The organism is Idiomarina sp. UBA4206, from assembly GCF_002383015.1.
GTDB lineage: Bacteria > Pseudomonadota > Gammaproteobacteria > Enterobacterales > Alteromonadaceae > Idiomarina > Idiomarina abyssalis.
The window spans coordinates 7,172-11,393 of the sequence record NZ_DFTS01000070.1 but is presented as its reverse complement, the minus strand read 5'-3'; the positions used below and the strand labels follow the sequence as shown (position 1 = coordinate 11,393).

The window sequence follows — 4,222 nt, the reverse complement described above, 5'->3', positions numbered from 1 at the left end:
GTGGGGTCCGAACTGGGAAGAAATTCTGGGTACGGAATTCGAAAAACGTAAGAAAGACAAGAACTTCGACGACGTGGTGCAAAAAGACATGTACGGTCAGTTTGAAAAGACCTTCATGATGTATTTGCCACGCTTGTGTGAACACTGTCTGAACCCGGCCTGTGTGGCGGCTTGCCCTTCCGGCGCAATTTATAAGCGTGAAGAAGACGGCATTGTTCTGATTGACCAGGACAAATGTCGCGGCTGGCGTATGTGTGTATCGGGTTGCCCGTACAAGAAAATTTACTACAACTGGAAGACCGGTAAATCTGAAAAATGTACGTTCTGCTATCCGCGCATTGAAGCCGGTCAGCCAACCACATGTTCAGAAACTTGTGTGGGTCGTATCCGTTACTTAGGTGTGTTGCTTTATGATGCGGACCGCATTGAAGAAGCGGCAAATACACCAAACGAGCAGGATCTGTACGAAGAACAGTTAGGTATCTTCCTTGACCCACATGACCCTGAAGTTCAGGAAGCGGCGCGTAAAGAAGGCATTGCTGAAAACTGGATCACGGCTGCACAGCGCTCACCGGTTTACATGATGGCAATGCAGTGGAAAGTAGCACTGCCACTGCACCCTGAGTACCGGACGCTGCCAATGGTTTGGTATGTGCCACCGCTGTCGCCAATTCAAAGCGCGGTCGAAGCAGGCCACGTGGGTATGGATGGTGAAATTCCGGATCTTAAATCGCTGCGTATTCCGCTGCGTTATCTGGCTAACCTACTGACTGCCGGTGACGAGAAACCCATTGTTCGCGCACTGGAGCGAATGATAGCCATGCGCTCGTACAAGCGTTCAGAGCATGTTGACGGCGTTGAAGACTTAGCGGTTCTGGAGCAGGTTGGCCTGACCAAGAATCAGGTAGAGGAAATGTACCGTTACATGGCGTTGGCGGATTATGAAGACCGCTTCGTTATTCCGACCAGCCATCGCGCTTATGCTGAAAACGCATACGACGTTAAAGGCGGCTGTGGCTTTACCTTTGGTAATGGCTGTAGCGACGGAAACAACGGTGTGAATCTGTTCGGCGCTAAGAAAGAGTCGGTTCGTCAAGTCATTCCTGTGACCATGAAGGAGTAATCAGCATGCAGGTATTACAAGTTATTTCGTTATTGCTGGATTACCCCAACCCCGAGCTTGTAGAAGCTCGGGCGGAGTTAGAGCAAATGATTCAGCAGTCGTCTTTAAGTGCTGACGATAAAGCAGCGCTGGAGGCCTTTATTGAGCACCGCACCAACATGTCGTTGATGGACTGGCAGTCGGAGTACGACGGGCTGTTTGAGCGTGGCCGTGCTCTGTCACTACTGTTGTTCGAGCACGTACATGGAGAGTCGCGTGACCGTGGCCAGGCGATGGTTGATTTAATGAACCAATATAAAACTGCTGGTCTTGATTTAGGTGTGAAAGAACTGCCGGATTACATTCCGCTGTATCTGGAATTCTTGTCCACCCAGGGCGATGAAAATGCCCGCCTGGGCTTAGAAGAAGTTGCGCATATTCTGGCACTGCTTACAGCAAGGCTTGAACAACGCGGCAGTAACTACTCACTTTTATTCCAGACACTGTTGAGTATCTCTGGTGTACAGATTGACCTTGACGATGTGCGTCAGCAAATTGCTAATGAGAAGCGCGATGACACCAGCAAAGAACTGGACAAAGTGTGGGAAGAAGAAGCGGTGACCTTTGCCGGCAATGACCAAATGCAGGGTTGTCCAACGGCGCAGAACCGGCCTTCGGAAGGTCAGCGCCGGGATCAGTACGTGCCATTGAACACCGACGATTTATCACAGCCGCGTAAAGTGTCGGGTATTTAAGGAGATTACCATGAGCTATCTAAATATGTTGGCCTTCGGCGTATACCCTTTTATTGCCTTGGCTGTTTTCTTCATCGGAGCCTGGATCCGTTATGACCGTGAGCCATACACCTGGAAAACGGCGTCGAGCCAAATGCTGGAAAGTAAGCAACTGCGAAAAGGTAGTTTGCCGTTTCACGTTGGTATTCTGGGGATCTTCTTTGGTCACCTGGTGGGATTGCTAATGCCAAAGCCCGTTTGGCACATACTGGGTGTTAGCAATGAGGCGAAACAGTGGCTGGCAATTATTGCCGGCGGTATCTTCGGCTTAATTTGTTTATATGGGTTGGCTATTCTCATTAACCGCCGCATGAACAACGTTCGTGTGCGGGCTACCAGCACCAGAATGGACATACTATTGCTGTGGCTATTGTTAGCACAATTAGTTTTAGGGTTAATTTCAATTTATTACTCTGTAAACCATGTGGTGCATGGTGCAGAAGGGGAGAAAGCGGGCGTTATGCTGATGCTGATGACCTGGGCACAGAACATTGTGACGCTTGACCCGGTAGAAGCAGTAGCGGCTATCAGCAACCCTCAAATTGAATGGGTATTTAAACTGCATGTATTCCTCGGAATGACTATTTTCTTAGTCTTTCCGTTTACCCGACTCGTGCATATGTTCAGCGCGCCTGTTCAGTATCTTACTCGTCAGCACCAGGTTGTCCGTAAAAAATTCGCTCGCTAGTTGTAGAGTTATCGAGAGGGGCACCCCTCTCAGGGAAGGTTGTTATGATACAAGTGAATCAAGTGGAAATTGCGGAAAAGGAGATACTGGCTGAAATGCAGTATCACCCCGCTGACACGCAGGAAGAAGCCATGAGTATGGCAGCGGAAGCACTGGTAATCGGTGAGCTGTTCAAACAAAGGGCAAAAGATTTAGGCATTGAGGTACTGGATGACACCGCGCAGGGTGGCGAAGATGACTTCATTGAAATATTGATTGAACGTGAAGTAGCTCGCCCGAAAGCGGACGAGCAAGCTTGCAAACAGTACTTTGAGCAAAACCCGGAACGCTTTAAAACGTCGCCGATTGTTGAGGCTCGCCATATTTTGTTAGCGGCAGCGCCGGATGATGATCTTGAGCGGGTGAATGCAAAGCGTATGTCGGAGCAGCTTATTCAGCAGTTGCAGGAAGGCGACGACTTTAGTCAGCTTGCACGCCAGTATTCCTCGTGTCCGTCAAAGGAGACCGACGGGAACCTGGGACAGTTGAGTAAGGGGCAAACCGTTCCTGAGTTTGAACGTCAGTTGTTCACCGCTGAAGAAGGGCTAATGAAATACCCGGTAGAAACTCGTTATGGGTTTCATGTGGTGTCTGTTGACCATAAAATTGATGGTAAGCCGTTACCGTACGAGGCGGTTAAAGACAAAATTGCGGAATATCTGGAAGAGAAAGTGCACCGTAAAGCGGTTTCTCAATACATACAGGCATTGGCGAATGAAGCTGATATCAAAGGTTTCGATTTTGTTGATACCGGTTCACCGTTACTGCAGTAAGTGGCTCTATTTCTGCTAGGATAGGCACCCAAAGGGGTGCCTTTTTTATTTTGGAGTCAAGTTATGGAATCTGCCTTCTGGCATGAGCGTTGGGAAAATCAGCAAATTGGTTTTCATCAGCCACACACACATGAACTATTGCTGAAGTATTTTTCTGGTGTGGTAAAGCCCGGTGCAAAGGTATTTGTGCCTTTGTGTGGTAAATCAAATGACATGCTGTGGCTGCTGGAAAAAGGCTACCGTGTTTTTGGGGTAGAGCTGAGTGAGCTGGCGGCCAGACAGTTTTTCGAGGAGAACCAATTAAAACCCAAAATAACCCAGCGTGGCGACTTTAAAGAGTATGCTCTGGATGAGCTGGTTATATGGGTTGGCGATTTCTTTAAGCTGGTTAAAAGCGACCTTGCCGATATTGATGCCTGGTACGATCGCGCCGCCATGATTGCGCTACCACCTGAAATGCGTCAACGCTACGTTCAACAGCTATGCGAGCAATTACCCGAGCAGGCAAAAGGTTTACTGATTACGTTGCAGTACCCGAATGGGTACCGTGAAGGGCCGCCGTTTTCGGTATTGGAAGGGGAAGTCGAAGTGGGTTATGGTCAGCGTTTTAGCATTGATCAACTGGAGTCAGCTGAAACCACGGTTAACGGGAAAGAAGCGGACGACAACCCGGTTACCGAGCAAGTGTATAAGCTGGATTAGCTCATTAATTTATTGCGCCGTAGAATCTTTTCAGTGCGGCGTGCCAATTTTTCCATAAAAACCAGGTCCGCTAACGTTGGTTCTGCCAATTCATTATCCAGGTCGGCCTGCCATTGGCTGACCT

General features: G+C 48.8%; 5 protein-coding genes. All 5 read left to right on the top strand.

Annotated elements, in window-relative coordinates; genetic code table 11:
- Nucleotides 1-1,123: nitrate reductase subunit beta (gene narH, locus B3180_RS13935; RefSeq protein WP_286845104.1), on the top strand; the 1,123-nt coding region annotated here is incomplete at its 5' end.
- Nucleotides 1,124-1,128: 5 nt separating this feature from the next.
- Nucleotides 1,129-1,857 (top strand): nitrate reductase molybdenum cofactor assembly chaperone, encoded by a 729-nt coding sequence (narJ, locus tag B3180_RS13930; protein ID WP_286845102.1) that lies wholly within the window; start codon nucleotides 1,129-1,131, stop codon nucleotides 1,855-1,857.
- Nucleotides 1,858-1,867: 10 nt separating this feature from the next.
- Nucleotides 1,868-2,584: a respiratory nitrate reductase subunit gamma gene (gene narI / locus B3180_RS13925; RefSeq protein ID WP_054488650.1), complete on the top strand. Its 717-nt coding sequence runs from the start codon at nucleotides 1,868-1,870 to the stop codon at nucleotides 2,582-2,584.
- Nucleotides 2,585-2,628: 44 nt separating this feature from the next.
- Nucleotides 2,629-3,396 carry a peptidylprolyl isomerase gene (locus B3180_RS13920; protein ID WP_054488647.1) on the top strand — a complete coding sequence of 256 codons (768 nt, stop codon included), beginning with the start codon at nucleotides 2,629-2,631 and terminating at the stop codon, nucleotides 3,394-3,396.
- Between the two features lie 63 nt (nucleotides 3,397-3,459).
- A complete protein-coding gene (tmpT, locus tag B3180_RS13915) occupies nucleotides 3,460-4,098 on the top strand; it encodes a thiopurine S-methyltransferase (RefSeq protein WP_222236246.1) in 639 nt (212 codons plus the stop codon).
- Nucleotides 4,099-4,222 lie beyond the last annotated feature (124 nt).

What these genes read in the sequence shown, in the direction of transcription:
- narJ (WP_286845102.1), top strand. Translation starts at nt 1,129, where the DNA reads ATGCAGGTATTACAAGTTATTTCGTTATTGCTGGATTACCCCAACCCC.
- narI (WP_054488650.1), top strand. Translation starts at nt 1,868, where the DNA reads ATGAGCTATCTAAATATGTTGGCCTTCGGCGTATACCCTTTTATTGCC.
- B3180_RS13920 (WP_054488647.1), top strand. Translation starts at nt 2,629, where the DNA reads ATGATACAAGTGAATCAAGTGGAAATTGCGGAAAAGGAGATACTGGCT.
- tmpT (WP_222236246.1), top strand. Translation starts at nt 3,460, where the DNA reads ATGGAATCTGCCTTCTGGCATGAGCGTTGGGAAAATCAGCAAATTGGT.